Genomic DNA, 13,736 nt, shown 5'->3' on the forward strand with positions numbered 1-13,736 from the left:
TGTTCTGGTCGTCAGATCCAGGAATGGCGAGCCGGAAGTTTTCCGTTCAGGCGCCAGGCGCCGACTGCGTGGTACTTCCAGCGCACCGGGTCGTGCAGGGTGTGTACCCGGGCGTTGCGCCAGTGACGGTCGAGGTTGAATTCGGCGAGGGTGGCGCGGCTGCCGGCCAGCTCGAAGAGCTTTTCGCTGGCCAGCAGTGAGATCTCGGTGGTCAGCACCTTGGCTTCGGCCACGGCAATCGAGGCACGGGCGGCGGACTCGGCGGTCAGCGGCGCGGCATGCACCTGATCCAGCACTTGCCCGGCCTTGCGCAGCAGCGCCTCGGCGGCGTGCAGTTCGATTTTCAGTTTGCCGATGTCGGCGATCACGTAGAGATCGTCGCTGGCGCGCTCGACCTTGGCGTCAATCCATGGCCGGGCGCGGGTCTTGACGAATTCGATGGCGTCATCAATGGCGCCACGGGCGATGCCGGCGTCGATGGCCGCTTGAATCAGCTGCGAAACCGCACCCTGGGTGTTGGGCTTTTCGTTGATCTTCCAGTTATCCACCACGAGGCCTGCATCGACCCGCACGTTGTGCAAAAGAATCGTGCCGCTGGCGGTGGTGCGCTGGCCGAATCCCGACCAGTCATCGACGATGCGCAGGCCCGGCGTACCGCGACGGACGAAGGCCAGTACTTGCTTGCCATCGTCGTTGAGCGCCTTGACCGCTACCCAGTGGGCGAAGAGGGCGCCAGTGGAGTAGAACTTCTGGCCATTGATCACGTAGTCATCGCCGTCGGCGGTGATGCGCGCTTTCAGTTCCAGCGTGTCCTTGGTGCCGCGCTCAGGCCCGGCGTTACCGATGCGCCAGCCTTCGAGCACGCTCTTCAGCAACTGCTGTTTCTGCTCTTCGGTGGCGCTGCCGAGGATCAGGTTGATGATCCCGAACTGGTTCTGCGGGATTTGTCCCAGCGCCGGGTCGGCCGCGGAAATGATCGCGAACACCTCGGCCAACGTGACGAAGGAAACCTGCGGACCGCCGAACTCGCGCGGGATGGCGATGCTGCCCAGGCCGCTGCGGGTGAACTGTTCGATTTCCGCCCACGGCAGCTTGCGCTGGCGGTCGCGTTTGGCGGCCTGCACGCGGGCGACTTGCGCCAGTTCATGTGCTGCCTTGATGGCTTGGGCGTCGTTGCGCAGCACTTGCGCGGGCAACAACAACGGGGCGACGTCCAGGTCACTCTGGACGTTTGCGTCTGCCAGACTGGACATCAGTGCCACTCCTTGGCTGCACGCAATGCCCTGGCGAATTGCACTGGGGTGATTGTGTTCCGGACCATGTTACCTACCTCACATCTCATGAAAAACGCCGCAAAAGTGCGGCGAACGAAAGAATGTCCGGTGGTCCGGTTCATATACCCTAAGCGTGTATAAATATTAAATAAACTAACTTTTAGGAATATGTATAGAAGATCAAAAGCTCACTCGGCCTTGCGCTCCGCGGCCATGGGAATCTGTTTCAAGGGCACTTTCAGATAAGGATTCACGCAACCGATTTTCAGCGTCTGTGACGTCGCCCAACGCGAGTTGTTGCCGACCCGGTCGATGATGCAATAGCTCACGTCCAGCCGCAGGTCTTCGCCAGCTTCGACGATGATCGCCGGGGGTACCCAGACCTGAATGCCGTGACCGACGTCGGATTGGGCAATACGTGGCAGATCCATGCGCACGTCGCCCCAGCGCAGGGTGATTTCGTCACCCTCGGCCATGTTCAGGTAAGGCTCGATGGTCAGCGGGACGCCGCGTTTGATCTGGTTCGGGTTGACCCCGCGTCGGCGAATGACCTCGGGAAGACTGACCGGCAGCAGGTACTGGTTTTCCTCCGAACAGTCTGCCGCGAATTGCCCGCCCGGGCAGTCGAGTTTGACCTGAAACCGGGCGCTGGCCGACAGCGCCGGGTTTCTTCCGACCTGCATCACCCGGTAATGCACACGCGGCGAACCGCTGATGATGAAGCTTTCCGGTACCCGCAGGCTGACCGTGTTTCCGACATCCCCGGCATTCAGCACGCGGGAAGCGACGTAGCAGCCATCCCAGAACAGCTCGATCAGGTCGCCGCCGTCCATGTCGTGCCAAGGCTCGATGTCGACCGACAGGTTGGCGGCCGCCATGAGGTTGATACCGGCCCCGTGGGATTTTTCCAGGGTCGGTGGTGCCAGCAGCGGGGTGTTTGAAATGCAGGTCATCGGTTTCTCTCCTTGAAGCCTTGCAGCGAAGTCCGTTTTCGAAAGAACGAATGGCGTGAATTAACAGGCAATAAAACTTTGGCGTTTCGTACAAGTTTTAAAGTGTCTTGTTGGACTAGCGTGCGCCGGTCGTTGACTAGATAAGAGTTAGCCGGGAGAGGTGTCAAGCGAGTGAAATTAGTTAACTCGTGAATTACGGATTAATCAGAAGGTTCCTACATTGTCGCGGCCGTCAGCCTAGGCATTGTGAAGAAGAAAGCTACAGGTTGCTGCGGTCTTTAGCCTGTTTTGCTGTGTGTTATGCCTAAGCGGAAAATCAAGGCACGGCGAATTTTACGCGCAGCGAACGTGTTGCAGGACATATATATGTACTGCATTTTGAGGCGCTTGATTGTTAGTGTCTGGAAGGGAAGTTGTACTTTTGGAAAGACACTACTTCCATCCGTGGAAGTGAGTGATAGCACTTGCGAAGTTGTCAGCCGTTGTTGCGAAACTTGCTGAGAAACTGTCGTGTACGCTCTTCTTTCGGATTGGCAAACAGCGCTTTGGCTTCGCCTTGTTCGACGATCACGCCCTTGTCGAAAAACACTACGCGGTTGGCCACGTCACGGGCGAACGCCATTTCGTGAGTCACGATAACCATGGTGCGTTTTTCTTCAGCCAGGCCGCGGATGGTCGCCAGTACTTCGCCGACCAGTTCCGGATCGAGGGCCGATGTCGGCTCGTCGAACAGGATCACTTCGGGCTCCATCGCCAGCGCCCGGGCAATCGCCACGCGCTGTTGCTGACCACCGGACAGGCGCCGTGGATAGGCGTCTTCCTTGCCCGCCAGGCCGACCTTGGCCAGCAGTTTCTTGCCCAGGGCAATAGCTGCGTCGCGCGGCATCTTCTTGACCACGATCGGGCCTTCGATGACGTTTTCCAGGGCGGTACGGTGGGGGAACAGGTTGAAGTTCTGGAACACGAAGCCCACGTGCTGGCGCAGATTGCGCACCAGGCTTTGCTGCTGGTTCAGCGGGCGACTGGTATCGATCTCGATATCGCCGACCTTGATCCGGCCGCTGGTGGGTTGTTCGAGGAAGTTCAGGCAGCGCAGGAACGTCGTTTTTCCCGAGCCGCTGGGGCCGATGATTGCCACGACCTCGCCTTCTTTTACTTCAAGATCGATGCCGTTGAGCACGACTTGACCCTTGAACTGCTTTGTCAGTTTTTCCACGACAATCATGGGGTCAGGACTCCTGGTCGTGCCGATTGACCCGCTCTTCCAACTTGTTCTGGAAGTGCGAAAGCACCGTGGCCAGAATCCAGTAGATCAGCGCGGCGGCAAGATACATGGTGAAGACTTCGAAAGTCCGGGCAGTAATCAGCTGCGCCTGACGGAACAGCTCCGGGACCTGAATGGTGGCGGCCAGTGCGGTGTCCTTGACCAGTGAAATGAAGCTGTTGCCCAGCGGCGGCAAGGCTGTGCGCATCGCTTGCGGCAGGATGGCCCGGCGCAGGGTCTGCGCGCGGGTCATGCCGATACTCGCAGCTGCTTCCCACTGGCCGCGCTCGATCGAACCGATCGCGGAGCGCAGGATTTCACAGGCGTAGGCAGCCATGTTCAGCGAGAAGCCGATCAGGGCCGCCGGCAGCGGATCGAGTTCCAGACCCATTTGCGGCAAGCCGTAATAGATCACGAACAGTTGCACCAGCAACGGCGTGCCGCGAAAGAACGACACGTAGATGCGGGCCAGCCAGCTGACCGATTTGAAACGCGACAGGCGCATCAACGCCAGGCCAAAGCCCAGCAGCAGGCCAAAGAACATGCCGCCGAGGCTGAGGACTACCGTGTAGTACGCGCCCTTGAGCAGAAAGGGCGCGGAGTCCAGTGCGAGTTGGAAAGCTGCTTCCATTATTTAGTGACGTCAGCTTGGAAGTACTTTTCCGAGATCTTGGCCAGAGTCCCGTCGGCACGCAGCTCGTCGAGGGCCTTGTTCACGGCTGCCAGCAGCTCAGGCTCGCCTTTGCGCAGGGCGATACCGGACTCCTGACGGGAGAATGCCTGACCGGCCGCTACGGTTTTCGGAGCTTTCTTGGCGTATTCAAGTGCGGCCAGACGGTCGATCAGAATCGCGTCGGTACGGCCGTTGTTCAGGTCGGCGAACTTGGTCGGATCATCGTCATAGGTGCGCACGTCAGCACCCGGCACATTGGCGCGAACCCATTGTTCGTAGTTGGTGCCCAGGCCCACGCCGACTTTCTTGCCGGACAGGTCGGCGGCGGTCTTGATGTTCAGCGCAGCTTCCTTGTCCTTCAGCACCAGCGCCTGAATCCCGGAGATGGTGTAAGGCTCGGAGAAGTCATACTTCTTCTTGCGCTCGTCGGAGATGGTCACCTGGTTGACTACAACGTCCAGACGTTTGGATTCCAGCGCGGCGAGGATGCCGTCCCACTTGGTTGGCTGGATCTTGGCCTTGACGCCCAGCTTCTTGGCCAGGGCTTCGGACAGCTCGACTTCGAACCCGGACAGTTTGCCGTTCTCGTCAACGAAGCTGAACGGTGGGTAAGTGCCTTCCAGGCCGACGTTGATAACGCCTTTGTCCTTGATCTGTTGCAGTTGCTCACCGGCAACGGCGCTGCTGATCAGACCGGCGCTCAGTGCCAGGCCCAGCGAACCTACCAGCAGATTTCGACGTAGTGCGGAAAGAATCATGACAAGCCCCTGTGTTTTCTTATGGAAGACGCTTAAGGAAAGTTGGCGAATCCGGGAGTTGAACGACAGCGCTATCCTGCCTTAAAGCAGCTTATGCGTCTCTCGCGAAATTCGCCTGCGGCGAGACTATATGACGGCTCTTTTAGAATGGAAAATAATGAATTTTCCATTTGTTATTCTTTTGCGGAATATTTGTTGTTGTTTTCCTAGTACTCCCTGGCTCCGCGTTCCCCTTTCAAAGGGGACGCGGAGCGTCCCGGGCTGCATTCCCACGCAGAGCGTGGGAATGAGCGCTTCGGTACGCGCTTCGAACTACAGAAAGTCCTTGTATGCGAACAACGCCGGAGCGCCGCCGGTGTGCAGGAAGATGATCGGACCGTCATCGAAACGCCCGCGACCGATGCCGTCGAGCAACCCGGCCATGGCCTTGCCGGTGTAGACCGGATCGAGCAGCACGGCATCCTGGCTGGCCAACAGTTTCACTGCGGCCAGCGTTCCGGCATTCGGCTCGCCGTAGCGCGGGCCGAAGTACTCGTCCCACAGCTCGACTTTGAAAGTCTCCGGTAATGCCACACCCAACAGATCGGCAGTACGCTCGGCCAGGCCCTGCACTTTCGGGCGCTGATCTTCTTCGCTGCGCGAGACGGTCACGCCGATCACCGTCAGTTGCGGCAGCGCTTCGCTCAAGGCCAGTGCCAGGCCGCTGTGCGTGCCGGCGCTGCCCGAAGCCAGGACCACGGCGGAAAATTGCAGGCCGGTATCCTCGATCTGCTGCGCCAGTTCCAGGCCGGCCCGTACATAACCCAGTGCGCCAATGGCGTTGGAGCCACCAATCGGCACCAGATAAGGCTTCTTGCCGTTGCTGCGCAAGCGCACGGCGAGGGCGGCCAGTTGTTCGTCGGCGTTGTCGAGGTTGTCGACCAGTTCGACCTTGGTGTCGAACAGATCCAGCAGCAGGCGGTTGCCGTTGCCGGTGTAGTTGCTGTCGTCGGTGCCCAGCGGATTTTCCAGCAGCGCCACGCAACCCAGGCCGAGTTTCGCGGCCAGCGCGGCGGTCTGGCGCACATGGTTCGATTGCAGTGCGCCGGCGGTAATCAGGGTATCGGCGCCTTGTGCCAGGGCATCGGCGGCGAGGTATTCGAGCTTGCGCAGCTTGTTGCCGCCCATGGCCAGCGGCGTCAGGTCATCGCGCTTGATGTAAATGTCGCGGCCAAGCCAGGTGGACAGGCGTTCGAGTTTTTCCAGTGGAGTCGGTTGGCCGAGCAGGTCGAGGCGGTTAAAGCGGTCCAGCTGTTGTTTGATCATGAGTCCGTACTGATGCAAGGAGATGTCAGGACTATAGGCACGCCGATTTACCGGGGCAACCGTCAATCGCTTATAGCCAAATGTGCTTAAGCCAGCACTATCGGTTCTTAATTCGCCCCGGTGGCGTTGCCGTAAAGTAGTCGCCGTTGACGCGGCCAGACAGTCCGGCCGCCCGTGAGGAGTCTTTACCGTGAACGAGCGTTCCAGCCATTGGCAATTGCAGACCATCGTCAGCCAACTGCGTACCGCGCGGGATCAGTGGCGTGCGCAAAATGGCCGTGCGTCCGGCGAGCAGGGCGGGCGCGAATTGCCGTCCCGTGATGCGATGGCGCAGATCCTGGAAGCGCTATGCGGCGCACTGTTTCCGATGCGACTGGGGCCGGTGGATCTGCGTGAAGAGAGCGAGGACTTTTACGTCGGCCACACCCTCGACGTCGCCTTGAATGCGCTGCTGGCCCAGGCACGACTGGAACTGCGTTACGTCGCCCGCCACAGCGCCCGGGATGACAGCGAAGTCGAGGCGCAAGCCATCAGGATCATTCAGGATTTCGCGTTGGCGCTGCCAGGCCTGCGCAGTCTGCTCGACACCGACGTGCTGGCCGCGTATCACGGCGACCCGGCGGCGCGCAGCGTCGATGAAGTGCTGCTGTGCTATCCGGGGATTCTGGCGGTGATCCACCATCGTCTCGCGCACCATTTGTATCGCGCAGGCCTGCCGCTGCTGGCGCGGATCAGTTCGGAAATCGCCCACTCGGCGACCGGTATCGATATCCATCCGGGCGCGCAGATCGGCCGCAGTTTCTTCATCGACCACGGCACTGGCGTGGTGATCGGCGAGACCGCCATCATCGGTGAGCGCGTCAGGATCTATCAGGCGGTGACCTTGGGCGCCAAACGCTTCCCGGCGGACGAGGACGGCCAGTTGCAGAAGGGCCATCCACGCCATCCGATCGTCGAGGACGACGTGGTGATTTACGCCGGGGCGACGATTCTCGGGCGGATCACCATCGGCAAGGGGTCGACCATCGGCGGCAACGTGTGGCTGACCCGCAGCGTGCCGGCCGGGTGCAACCTGACCCAGGCCAATCTGCAACATGATGACGGGACGCAGAAGTAATTTTCCTGTCCGTTCGTTCCCGCGCAAGACGGGAACGAATGCCCTCGCCACAGCGTCATACCCCTCCCTGAGCCAGCGTACGAAACTTACCGCTGAGCCCTGCGATTAGTCCTGAGCGTGCTATCCATGTTTAACTTGAACGTTCATTCAAGTTAAACCGGCGGTTCGCTGCCCGCTCACAACAGGAGGCTTGCCTTTGCTGAGTCCGATCATTTCAGCCATTTTCCACCCCCTTGAGGTGCACCGTTCATGAGTGCATCGTCTACCCCCGCCAGCGGTCTGGTACGGATGAATCCGCCGGTGTTCTGGTTCGCCGCGACGGTGATCCTGCTGTTCGGCCTGACGGTCATCGCCATGCCGGAACAGGCCGGCGCCTGGCTTCTCGAGGCGCAAAACTGGGCGGCCAACACGGTCGGCTGGTACTACATGCTCGCGATGACCCTGTATCTGGTCTTCGTGGTGGTCACCGCGTTATCGGGCTACGGCAAGATCAAACTCGGTGCCGACCACGACGAACCCGAATTCAGTTACCTGTCCTGGGCCGGCATGCTGTTCGCCGCCGGGATCAGCATCACGCTGTTTTTCTTCTGTGTGTCCGAACCGCTGACCCACATGCTCCAGCCACCACAAGGCGAGGCCGGTACGGCGGAGGCGGCGCGTCAGGCGATGCAGATCCTGTTTCTGCACTGGGGCCTGCACGGCTGGGGCGTGTTCGCGTTCGTCGGCATGGCGCTGGCGTATTTCGCCTACCGGCACAACCTGCCGCTGGCCCTGCGTTCGGCGCTGTACCCGCTGATCGGCAAGCGCATCAATGGCCCCATCGGTTACGCGGTGGACGGCTTCGGCATCATCGCCACGGTGTTCGGCCTCGGTGCGGACATGGGCTTCGGCGTCCTCCATCTCAACTCCGGTCTGGACTACCTGTTCGGCATCGCCCATACCCAGTGGATTCAGGTCGGCCTGATCACGTTGATGATGGGCGCGGCGATCATCGTGGCCGTCTCCGGCGTGGATAAAGGCGTGCGGGTCATGTCCGACATCAACATGCTGCTGGCCTGTGCGCTGCTGCTGTTCGTGTTGTTCGCCGGCCCCACACAGCATCTGCTCAACACGCTGATCCAGAACCTCGGCGACTACCTCGGCGCGTTGCCGATGAAGAGTTTCGACCTCTACGCCTACGACAAACCGAGCGACTGGCTCGGCGGCTGGACGGTGTTCTACTGGGCCTGGTGGATTGCATGGTCGCCGTTCGTGGGCCTGTTCATCGCACGGATTTCCCGTGGCCGGACCATCCGCGAATTCGTCTTCGGCGTGCTGCTGATTCCGCTCGGTTTCACCCTGGCGTGGATGTCGATCTTCGGCAACAGCGCCATCGATCAGGTGCTCAACCACGGCATGTCGGCACTGGGCATGTCGGCTCTCGACAACCCGTCGATGACCCTTTACCTGCTGCTGGAAACCTATCCGTGGAGCAAGACCGTCATCGCGGTGACGGTGTTCATCAGCTTCGTGTTCTTCGTCACCTCTGCCGACTCCGGCACCGTGGTGCTCTCGACCCTGTCGGCCAAGGGCGGCAACCCGGATGAAGACGGGCCGAAATGGCTGCGGGTGTTCTGGGGCGCGATGACCGCGCTGATCACCAGTGCGCTGCTGTTCTCCGGCAGCATCGATGCATTGAAATCAGCGGTGGTGCTGACCTCGCTGCCGTTCTCGCTGATTTTGCTGCTGATGATGTGGGGCCTGCACAAAGCCTTCTATCTGGAGTCGCAGAAGCAGATCGCGCAACTGCATTCGCTGGCGCCGGTCTCCGGCTCACGACGCGGCAAGGGCGGCTGGCGTCAGCGCCTGAGCCAGGCCGTGCACTTCCCGTCGCGGGACGAGGTGTACCGCTTCATGGACACCACGGTGAAACCGGCCATCGAAGAAGTGACGGCGGTGTTCGTCGAGAAGGGGCTGAATGTCGTTACGCAACCCGATCCGGCTCATGACAGCGTCAGCCTGGAAATCGGTCATGGCGAGCTGCACCCGTTCATCTATCAGGTGCAGATGCGCGGTTACTTCACGCCATCGTTCGCCCATGGCGGCATGGGCTCCAAGCAGCTCAACAACCGCCGCTACTATCGCGCCGAAGTGCATCTGAGCGAGGGCAGTCAGGACTACGATCTGGTCGGTTACACCAAAGAGCAGATCATCAACGACATCCTCGATCAGTACGAACGGCACATGCAGTTCCTGCATCTGGTGCGTTGATCGAAGCAGGGCGCCGGGACGGATTCAGGTCTCGGCGCTCAGCACCATGAACAGCACCATCGCCGCAATCGGCACGCCGAACACGGCACTGCCGATGGCAATCTCCGACCCCAGCGGCTGCCCGGTGTGCACCACGCCGACCGCACCATTGATCACCGTCAACGCCAGCCACAACGCCGCGAAGCCATAGGCCAGCGTCTGCCGGCTGAAGCCGATGCGCTCGCCGATATAGAACATCAGCGCCAGCAGGATCAGGCCGAAGAAGATGATGATTGCGGTGTGCATGGTGGGTTTCGCCTGAAGGTTGGGGGATGAAAGAGTGACTTTGCATCTGTTGAGCATAGGTCAGCCTTCAATCCTTTCTCTCGCCAGCCTTCGGGGCTGCATCGACGATGGGCAGATTTTTTTGAAACGTTTCAGCAATTGGTCGTATCACGGGTCTATCGGTGTTCCACACGGCGTATGCTGGGCGGCCTGTGAAAGTCGATACCCGTTCAAGACCGACAAGAGAGGATTCGATGACTTACACCGCTGCCGAAAACCGCTATGACTCCATCCCTTACCGCCGCGTCGGACGCAGCGGTCTGGTGCTGCCGGCGCTGTCCCTGGGCCTGTGGCACAACTTCGGCGACAGCACGCCGATCGACACCCAGCGCGCGTTGCTGCGCACTGCGTTCGACCTGGGGATCAACCACTTCGACCTGGCCAACAACTACGGCCCGCCCTACGGCAGCGCCGAGACCAATTTCGGTCGCCTGCTGCGCGAAGACTTCAAGCAGTATCGCGATGAGCTGATCATCTCCAGCAAGGCCGGTTGGGACATGTGGCCCGGCCCTTACGGCCAGGGCGGCGGTTCGCGTAAATACGTGCTGGCGAGCCTCGACCAGAGCCTGCAACGCCTCGGTCTGGACTATGTGGATATCTTCTATTCGCACCGCTTCGACCCGGACACCCCGCTGGAAGAAACCGCCAGCGCCCTCGCCACTGCGGTACAGCAGGGCAAGGCTTTGTACATCGGTATTTCGTCGTACTCCGGGGTGAAAACCCGCGAAATCGCCGCGCTGCTCAAAGAGTGGAAGGTGCCGTTGTTGATTCATCAGCCGGCCTACAACCTGCTCAATCGCTGGGTGGAAAAGGACCTGCTCGACACCACCGACGAGCTCGGCACCGGCGTGATTGCATTCACCCCGCTGGCGCAGGGTCTGCTGACCGACAAATACCTCAACGGCGTGCCGGCGGATGCGCGGGTCAATCGTCCGGGCGGTGGTTCGTTGCAGGCTTCGCACTTGTCCGAGGCCAACATCGCTCACGTGCGGGCATTGAATGAAATCGCCAAGCGTCGTGGCCAGAGCCTGGCGCAACTGGCATTGGCGTGGACGCTGCGGGATCCGCGAGTGACCTCGGCGCTGATCGGCGCGAGCCGGCCGGAGCAGATTGTCGAGAACGTCGGGGCGTTGAAAAATCTGAGTTTCAGTGCGCAGGAGTTGGCGGAGATTGACCGGTTTGCCCAGGAAGGTGGGATCAATCTTTGGGAAAAGCCTTCGACGGCGGAATAACAGAACGCTGATCGTTCCCACGCGGAGCGTGGGAACGATCAAAAAGGCTCAACGAAAAAACGGCACATCCCCCAACACCGTCGCCCGCTGCATCACCCGCCGCGCCGGGCGGTAATCATCCACCGCGTAATGCTGCGTCACGCGGTTGTCCCAGAACGCGATGTCATCCTTCTGCCAACGCCAGCGAATGGTGAATTCCGGCCGCGTCGCGTGGGCGAACAGAAACTTCAGCACCGCTTCACTCTCGGTTTCCGACAACTCATTGATCTTCGATGTGAAGCCTTCGTTGACGAACAGCGAACGGCGTCCGCTCACCGGGTGCGTACGAATCACCGGATGCGACAGCGGTGGATTCTTGCGCCGCGCCTCTTCCCACTGCGCCAATGCCTCAGGCGTGTTGCCATAGCGTTCCAGCGGAAACGAGCGGGTGAAATCGTGAGTCGCAGTCAGCCCTTCGAGCATCGCCTTCATCGGCGCCGACAGCGCTTCATAGGCTGCAATCCCGCTGGCCCACAACGTGTCGCCACCAAACTCCGGCAACAGCTTGGCGCTGAGCACCGCGCCCATGGCCGGGGTCGGCAGGAAGGTCACGTCGGTGTGCCAGATTGCGTTGTCGCGCACGTCGGTGACGGCGGTGTCGAGGATCAGCACTTCCGGTTGTTCAGGCACATTCGGGTAGATCGGGTGAATGTGCAGATCGCCGAAATAGTGCGCGAAGCGCGCCTGTTGCGAAGGCTCGATCGGCTGATTGCGGAAGAACAGCACCTGGTATTTGAGCAGTGCCTGCTCAATGGCGTCGCGCTGTTCCAGGGTCAGCGGCTGGCTGATGTCGACGCCGCTGATCTGTGCGCCGAGGGCCGAGCTTAACGGGGTGATGTTCAGGCTGCTCATGGTGGTTCTCTTCAATTCCGGGGCCCCGAAACTGTCGGGGTAGTCAGTGCTGAAAAATCAGTGGGCCTGGCCGTGCCACGGCACCAGTTTGCGTTGCAGGGCGCGCAGGCCCATCTCCATCGCGAAGGCGATCAGGGCGATGACCAGAATCCCCAGCACCACCACATCGGTGACCAGGAACTGCGCAGCCGACTGCACCATGAAGCCCAGGCCGCTGGTGGCCGCGATCAGTTCGGCGGCGACCAGCGTCGACCAGCCGACACCGAGGCCAATGCGCACACCCGTCAGAATGTCCGGCAGGGCACTTGGCAAAATCACGTGGCGGATCAGTTGTGCGCGGGTGGCGCCAAGCGATTGCGCGGCGCGCAGTTTGGCCGGGTCGACGGTGCGCACGCCGGTGGCGGTGGCAATCGCGATCGGGGCAAAAATCGCCAGGTAGATCAGCAGCACTTTTGACAACTCGCCGATGCCGCACCAGATCACGATCAGCGGCAGATAGGCGAGTGGCGGAATCGGCCGGTAGAACTCGATCAGCGGATCGAGCACGCCACGGGCGATGCGGTTGGCGCCGATGGCAATGCCCACCGGCACGGCGGTCAGAATCGCAAAGCCGAGGCCCAGACCGATGCGGCTCAGGCTCGCGCCCAAGTGCTGCCACAACGTCGAATCCATGTAGCCCGACGTCGCCAGCAACCAGCCTTTTTGCAACACGGCCGAAGGTGGCGGCAGGAACAGCGGTTCGATGACGCCGGTGGCGGTTACGGCCCACCAGATCACCAGCAACGCAAACAGGGTCAGCAGGCTGATCCAGCGGGTACTGAGGCTGCGGCGCACGGGAATCACCACCGAGGTGGCGGCAGGTTTTACTGCGGTGGCGGAAACGTCGTAACTGCTCATGCGCGCTCCTGCCGTTGAACGGCGCTGCGTTGCGAGAACACTTTGGCGAGCACGTGTTCGCGGGTTTCGATGAAGCGCGGATCGGACTTGATCGCCCGCGCCGATTCGCCGGCGGCGTAGCGCTTGCCGAAATCCAGGTGCAGGCGCTCGACGATCTGCCCAGGATTCGGCGCGAGCAGAATCAGGTCAGTGGCGAGGAACACCGCTTCTTCAATGTCGTGGGTAATCAGGAACACCGGTTTGGCGGTGCGTTGCCAGACTTGCAGCAACAGCTCCTGCATCTGTTCGCGGGTGAAGGCGTCGAGGGCGCCGAAGGGTTCGTCCATCAGCAGCACACGCGGGTCAGCCGCGAGGGCGCGAGCGAGGCCGACACGTTGCTTCTGGCCACCGGAAAGCTGCCAGATACGACGCTTTTCAAACCCGGAAAGATCGACCAGCGCGAGCATTTCCCGGGCGATCTGTTCGCGTTTGTCCTTGGCCACACCGGCCAGTTCGAGACCGAAGGCAACGTTGGCCAGCACGTCCTGCCAGGGCAGCAGGGCGTCGTCCTGGAACACCACGCCGCGCTCGGCGCTCGGGCCTTTGACCGGCACGTTGTCGAGGGTGATACGACCGGCGCTCGGTTCGACGAAACCGGCAATCAGGTTCAACAGCGAAGTCTTGCCACTGCCGGACGGGCCGAGGGCCACCAGCAATTGCTGAGGGCCGAGGGTCAGGGAAATGTCGGACAGTACCGGTTCAGGGCTGCCGGGATACTGTGCGCTGATGCGCTCCAGCTGTAGCAAGGCCATCGCAATT

13 protein-coding genes are annotated in these 13,736 nt (G+C 60.9%); 3 read left to right on the forward strand and 10 right to left on the reverse strand.

The genetic code is table 11. The features are described from left to right. Window positions 1–11 precede the first annotated feature (11 nt). From NH234_RS02130 to NH234_RS02155, 6 genes are all read right to left on the reverse strand, one after another. Window positions 12–1,253 (reverse strand): SfnB family sulfur acquisition oxidoreductase, encoded by a 1,242-nt coding sequence (locus tag NH234_RS02130; RefSeq protein ID WP_367255540.1) that lies wholly within the window; start codon window positions 1,251–1,253, stop codon window positions 12–14. A gap of 209 nt (window positions 1,254–1,462) precedes the next feature. Continuing rightward, entirely contained in the window at window positions 1,463–2,227 is a 765-nt protein-coding gene (locus tag NH234_RS02135) for a hypothetical protein (protein ID WP_367255541.1), read from the reverse strand. Window positions 2,228–2,702: 475 nt separating this feature from the next. Next, the gene (gene tcyN / locus NH234_RS02140) at window positions 2,703–3,452 is read right to left on the reverse strand and encodes an L-cystine ABC transporter ATP-binding protein TcyN (RefSeq protein ID WP_367255542.1); all 750 of its coding nucleotides are present in this window, start codon (window positions 3,450–3,452) and stop codon (window positions 2,703–2,705) included. 4 nt (window positions 3,453–3,456) lie between these two features. After that, the gene (gene tcyL / locus NH234_RS02145; RefSeq protein WP_085733348.1) at window positions 3,457–4,122 is read right to left on the reverse strand and encodes a cystine ABC transporter permease; all 666 of its coding nucleotides are present in this window, start codon (window positions 4,120–4,122) and stop codon (window positions 3,457–3,459) included. Further along, a complete protein-coding gene (gene tcyJ / locus NH234_RS02150) occupies window positions 4,122–4,922 on the reverse strand; it encodes a cystine ABC transporter substrate-binding protein (RefSeq protein ID WP_085733347.1) in 801 nt (266 codons plus the stop codon). Before tcyJ ends, tcyL begins: the two co-directional genes overlap by 1 nt. Window positions 4,923–5,234: 312 nt before the next feature. Next, window positions 5,235–6,227: a D-cysteine desulfhydrase gene (locus tag NH234_RS02155; RefSeq protein ID WP_367255543.1), complete on the reverse strand. Its 993-nt coding sequence runs from the start codon at window positions 6,225–6,227 to the stop codon at window positions 5,235–5,237. A gap of 190 nt (window positions 6,228–6,417) precedes the next feature. Here NH234_RS02155 and epsC point away from each other — a divergent pair, with 190 nt between their 5' ends. Together epsC and betT are read left to right on the forward strand one after the other, a co-directional pair. Beyond that, window positions 6,418–7,344, forward strand: a complete 927-nt coding sequence (gene epsC / locus NH234_RS02160; protein WP_367255544.1) for a serine O-acetyltransferase EpsC — start codon at window positions 6,418–6,420, stop codon at window positions 7,342–7,344. Between the two features lie 288 nt (window positions 7,345–7,632). Continuing rightward, on the forward strand, window positions 7,633–9,594 hold the full coding sequence (betT, locus tag NH234_RS02165) for a choline transporter BetT (protein ID WP_367257113.1): 1,962 nt from the start codon (window positions 7,633–7,635) through the stop codon (window positions 9,592–9,594). A gap of 24 nt (window positions 9,595–9,618) precedes the next feature. Here betT and NH234_RS02170 read toward each other — a convergent pair whose 3' ends face one another. After that, on the reverse strand, window positions 9,619–9,879 hold the full coding sequence (locus tag NH234_RS02170; protein WP_085733343.1) for a hypothetical protein: 261 nt from the start codon (window positions 9,877–9,879) through the stop codon (window positions 9,619–9,621). A 233-nt stretch (window positions 9,880–10,112) separates the two neighbouring features. On the opposite strand from NH234_RS02170, the gene mgrA reads away from it, so the two are divergent. Further along, window positions 10,113–11,150: an L-glyceraldehyde 3-phosphate reductase gene (mgrA, locus tag NH234_RS02175; protein ID WP_234206254.1), complete on the forward strand. Its 1,038-nt coding sequence runs from the start codon at window positions 10,113–10,115 to the stop codon at window positions 11,148–11,150. A 48-nt stretch (window positions 11,151–11,198) separates the two neighbouring features. Here mgrA and tauD read toward each other — a convergent pair whose 3' ends face one another. The 3 genes from tauD to tauB are packed head-to-tail and all read right to left on the reverse strand — an operon-like array spanning window position 11,199 to window position 13,729. After that, a complete protein-coding gene (gene tauD / locus NH234_RS02180; protein ID WP_367255545.1) occupies window positions 11,199–12,041 on the reverse strand; it encodes a taurine dioxygenase in 843 nt (280 codons plus the stop codon). Window positions 12,042–12,098: 57 nt separating this feature from the next. Beyond that, window positions 12,099–12,938: a taurine ABC transporter permease TauC gene (gene tauC / locus NH234_RS02185; RefSeq protein ID WP_085733337.1), complete on the reverse strand. Its 840-nt coding sequence runs from the start codon at window positions 12,936–12,938 to the stop codon at window positions 12,099–12,101. Beyond that, the gene (tauB, locus tag NH234_RS02190) at window positions 12,935–13,729 is read right to left on the reverse strand and encodes a taurine ABC transporter ATP-binding subunit (RefSeq protein WP_085733336.1); all 795 of its coding nucleotides are present in this window, start codon (window positions 13,727–13,729) and stop codon (window positions 12,935–12,937) included. The genes tauC and tauB overlap by 4 nt, the downstream gene beginning before the upstream one ends. Window positions 13,730–13,736 lie beyond the last annotated feature (7 nt).

The organism is Pseudomonas sp. stari2, assembly GCF_040760005.1.
GTDB lineage: Bacteria > Pseudomonadota > Gammaproteobacteria > Pseudomonadales > Pseudomonadaceae > Aquipseudomonas.

Coding starts and splice junctions, on each gene's coding strand:
- NH234_RS02130 (WP_367255540.1), bottom strand. CDS start 1,253: ATGTCCAGTCTGGCAGACGCAAACGTCCAGAGTGACCTGGACGTCGCC.
- NH234_RS02135 (WP_367255541.1), bottom strand. CDS start 2,227: ATGACCTGCATTTCAAACACCCCGCTGCTGGCACCACCGACCCTGGAA.
- tcyN (WP_367255542.1), bottom strand. CDS start 3,452: ATGATTGTCGTGGAAAAACTGACAAAGCAGTTCAAGGGTCAAGTCGTG.
- tcyL (WP_085733348.1), bottom strand. CDS start 4,122: ATGGAAGCAGCTTTCCAACTCGCACTGGACTCCGCGCCCTTTCTGCTC.
- tcyJ (WP_085733347.1), bottom strand. CDS start 4,922: ATGATTCTTTCCGCACTACGTCGAAATCTGCTGGTAGGTTCGCTGGGC.
- NH234_RS02155 (WP_367255543.1), bottom strand. CDS start 6,227: ATGATCAAACAACAGCTGGACCGCTTTAACCGCCTCGACCTGCTCGGC.
- betT (WP_367257113.1), top strand. CDS start 7,633: ATGAATCCGCCGGTGTTCTGGTTCGCCGCGACGGTGATCCTGCTGTTC.
- NH234_RS02170 (WP_085733343.1), bottom strand. CDS start 9,879: ATGCACACCGCAATCATCATCTTCTTCGGCCTGATCCTGCTGGCGCTG.
- mgrA (WP_234206254.1), top strand. CDS start 10,113: ATGACTTACACCGCTGCCGAAAACCGCTATGACTCCATCCCTTACCGC.
- tauD (WP_367255545.1), bottom strand. CDS start 12,041: ATGAGCAGCCTGAACATCACCCCGTTAAGCTCGGCCCTCGGCGCACAG.
- tauC (WP_085733337.1), bottom strand. CDS start 12,938: ATGAGCAGTTACGACGTTTCCGCCACCGCAGTAAAACCTGCCGCCACC.
- tauB (WP_085733336.1), bottom strand. CDS start 13,729: ATGGCCTTGCTACAGCTGGAGCGCATCAGCGCACAGTATCCCGGCAGC.